The sequence below is a fragment of the Mycobacterium sp. genome, assembly GCF_035314665.1.
In the GTDB taxonomy this organism is placed as follows: domain Bacteria; phylum Actinomycetota; class Actinomycetes; order Mycobacteriales; family Mycobacteriaceae; genus Mycobacterium.
On sequence record NZ_DATFZD010000307.1, the window covers coordinates 1 to 2840 of the forward strand.

Sequence of the window (2840 nt, forward strand, 5' to 3'; positions counted from 1 at the left end):
AGCCCGCCTCCAAGCGACACTGGACGACCTGTCACACCCGCATGCCACAATCAGCATCACCAGCCGGCCAGCACCGGCAAGCACCCGCCCAGACCAAGCCGCACGAAAAATCGAGGCTAGGCGCAATACCGTTTACTTAAGATGACATGGTTGTTATTCTGGGTGAGTGCCGCGGGCTGGGTGGGTCAAGCCGGAGAGTGATCAGAGGTTGTCCGATCACATCTCGTTGGGGGTGTTGACCAGGGTCTTTCCGCCTGATCTGGTGGATGCGGTGCTGGCCGAGTGTGGCCGGGTCGAGGTGCGTCATCGGTTGTTGCCGGCGCGGGTTGTCGTGTACTACGTGCTCGGGCTGGCCTTGTTCTCATCCTCGTCCTACGAGGAGGTGATGCGGATGCTGGTCGCGGGTCACTCGTGGGCGACGGGCTGGTCGCACGACTGGTCGATACCGACGAAGGCGGCGTTGTTCCAGGCGCGTAAGCGGCTGGGTCCGGAGCCATTGCAGGTGCTCTACGACAAGGCGGTGGTGCCGTTGGCGGACCCGCAGGTGGCGGGCGGTTTCTATCGGTCGTGGCGGTTGATGAGTATGGACGGGTTGTGCCTGGATGTCGCCGACACCGAGGCCAACGTGGAGCGGTTCGGCCGGCCTGCGTCCTCCCGCGGGGACGGCCGTGGCGGCGCGTTTCCGCAGGTCCGGGTGTTGGGCTTGGCTGAATGCGGATCGCACGCGATCATCGACGCCGCGGTCGGCGCCTACCGTCACGGCGAACAGACGCTGGTGGAGTCGGTGTTGCGGTCGCTGCTGCCCGGCATGCTGCTGCTGGCCGATCGCGGATTCTTCAGCTACACCCTGTGGGACAAGGCTCGTGCTACCGGCGCCGACCTGGTGTGGCGGATCAAGTCCAACGCCGTGTTGCCTGTCGAAAAACGGTACAGTGACGGCTCTTTCGCTTCTCGCATCTATCCGGGGACCAAGGCCAGGCGCAACTACACCAACGGTATCGACGTCCGGGTCGTCGAATACACGCTGGCCCCTGGCGATACCGATGCCGACGAGCGTACCTACCGGTTGATGAGCACCATCACCGATCCCGACGCTGCACCCGCTGCCGAACTCGCGCAGCTCTACACGCAGCGATGGGAGATCGAGACTGCCTTCGACGAGCTGAAGACCCACCAACGCGGCCCGGGGATGGTGCTGCGATCCAAGATGCCCGACGGCGTGATCCAGGAGGTGTACGGCTACCTGTGCGTGCACTACGCGATCCGATGGCTGATGCATTCAGCGGCAACCGATTACGGGCACGACCCGGATAGGCTGTCGTTCACCCGGTCCCTACGGGCCGCTCGGCGCACCACCTCGAGCCACCCCGGTTTTTCCCCCTGACGTCCTCAGCGCCGCGGACCAAAGCGTCACCGCCGAAATCGTCCACGAACTGCTCCCCGTGCGCCGCCCACGCGCCAATCCGCGGGTCGTCAAACGCAAAATGTCCAACTACCAGCTCAAACACACCCACCACTGCAACGCTCCAACGATCCATCGCCGTCCCACCGTCACTCCTTAAGTAAACGGTATTGAAGCTAGGCCTGACCTCCCGGGTGCAGCTCGTCCAGTTGTCGCTCGAAGGTGGACAAAAGACATAGTGCCTCCCGCGCGGGCCCGCACCAGCCGCCGCGCGTAAGGCTGCTCGCGCCAGTTACTTGGCGGCGACGACGAATCCGCGGATGATCGCCTCGATGTCGGACGACTGCGCGACCGCTTCGTTGGCCAGGCTGGTGATGGTGAGCTGAACCAGGTACCGCTGCTTGCCGGGCGGCGAGCCGGTTGGCAACACGATCCGGTTATAGCTGTGCATCCGTATGTTGTCCTGGTCGTAACTGCCCTGGATCATTGACGAGGGAAATCCGTTGTAGTCCGCCGTCGAAGCGTCGAGCTGGGTGAAGTTCGGGACCAGCTGGGCGTCGGCGTTGGCGTGCTTAACCGCGTCGGCGGCGTTGAAATCGGCGCCCCGCAGTGTGAACACCGTCAGCATGGCCGCCGGATACTTGCTGCCTTTGGAGATCACCTGCGTGGTTGGGGGGAGCTTCGGATTGCTGTACGGCGCCCAGCCCGGTGGTGTCGGGATTGACACGGTCAGGTCGGTCAGGGTGTTCGGTGCCATCGGCACCCCCCTCACGCCGATGCCTTCCAGGTATTCCGCGAACGGAACCGGCCGCGCCGTCGTCGTGGCGGCGGCGCCGGTCGCCGTCGTCGTCAAGATCGACTGGAAGTCCGGGGGTTTGGGTGCGCAGGCCGACGCCGCCAAGGCGGCCAGCGCTGCGGCGGCCGCGCCGCAAACAGCAGCTCTCACAAAATCTCGCGGACAGCGTCGATCGGTCGGGCCAGTCGAGTTCCCTTCGGCGTCACGACAAACGGACGTTCGATGAGGATGGGGTTTTCGGCCATAGCGTCGAGCAGCTCGTCATCGCTCGCATCGGCGAGCCCTAGTTCGGCGTAGAGCGGTTCACGCTTGCGCACGGCCGTGCGCACCTCGATGCCGGCGTCGCGGATCATCTGCACCAGCTCGTCCCGGGACGGCGGCGTCTTCAGATACTGGATAATAGCGGGTTCAAAGCCGTTGTCCCGCAACAGGTCCAGTGTCTTGCGGGAGGTGCTGCACTTGGGATTGTGGTAGATGACGGTTTTGTCTGGCTTACCAGCCATCTACGCGTCTCCGTCGAATAGCCCTGTGACCGAGCCGTTTTCGAAGACCGCGCGAATGGTGCTGGCCAGCAGCGGCGCGATGGACAAAACCGTGAGCTGGGGGAAGCGCTTCTCCTCGCCGATCGGCAGCGTGTTCGTG

Annotated in this window: 3 protein-coding genes and 1 pseudogene; 1 reads left to right on the top strand and 3 read right to left on the bottom strand. The window is 64.2% G+C overall.

Annotated elements, in window-relative coordinates; genetic code table 11:
* Positions 1-166 precede the first annotated feature (166 nt).
* On the top strand, positions 167-1384 hold the full coding sequence (locus VKI00_RS21515; RefSeq protein WP_324441018.1) for an IS4 family transposase: 1218 nt from the start codon (positions 167-169) through the stop codon (positions 1382-1384).
* 310 nt (positions 1385-1694) lie between these two features.
* Here the strand turns inward: VKI00_RS21515 and VKI00_RS21520 are convergent, their stop codons facing one another.
* From VKI00_RS21520 to VKI00_RS21530, 3 genes and pseudogenes are all read right to left on the bottom strand, one after another.
* Positions 1695-2348, bottom strand: coding sequence for an LpqN/LpqT family lipoprotein (locus VKI00_RS21520; RefSeq protein ID WP_324441020.1), 654 nt, complete (start codon positions 2346-2348; stop codon positions 1695-1697).
* Positions 2345-2701 (bottom strand): arsenate reductase (glutaredoxin), encoded by a 357-nt coding sequence (arsC, locus tag VKI00_RS21525; RefSeq protein ID WP_324441022.1) that lies wholly within the window; start codon positions 2699-2701, stop codon positions 2345-2347. The genes VKI00_RS21520 and arsC overlap by 4 nt, the downstream gene beginning before the upstream one ends.
* Positions 2702-2840, bottom strand: a pseudogene (locus VKI00_RS21530) (ribose-phosphate diphosphokinase); the annotation flags it as partial.

Bases quoted from the DNA above. Each gene is read 5' to 3' on its own strand.
- arsC (WP_324441022.1), bottom strand. From the start codon at position 2,701: ATGGCTGGTAAGCCAGACAAAACCGTCATCTACCACAATCCCAAGTGC.